Origin of the sequence: Streptomyces sp. E2N166 (assembly GCF_003671715.1) — a bacterium.
Taxonomy (GTDB): domain Bacteria; phylum Actinomycetota; class Actinomycetes; order Streptomycetales; family Streptomycetaceae; genus Streptomyces; species Streptomyces thinghirensis.
On sequence record NZ_RAIF01000043.1, the window covers coordinates 1 to 217 of the forward strand.

Consider the following 217-nt stretch of genomic DNA (forward strand, 5'->3'; position numbering starts at 1 on the left):
GGGAGCGTCCCAGACATTCGCCGATCTGACCACCTCCTCCAGGCGGATGGCCAGTTTCCGCAGCACCGGATCGACCTGGTTCGTCCCCCGGCGTTCCCCCTTTTGAGCATCCAGGGCCGACGACGCCTTCCTCGCACCGGCGGCGTGCTGATGGGCCCGCACCGCGGTCGAGTCCACTGACACGTCCCAGTCGATCCCGCCCGCGGCATCCTCGGCG

Annotated in this window: 1 protein-coding gene; it reads right to left on the reverse strand. The window is 69.6% G+C overall.

Going from position 1 to position 217, the window contains the following annotated elements; all coding sequences use genetic code 11:
- Positions 1 to 217: transposase (locus EBH09_RS39750; RefSeq protein ID WP_238697612.1), on the reverse strand; the 217-nt coding region annotated here is incomplete at both ends.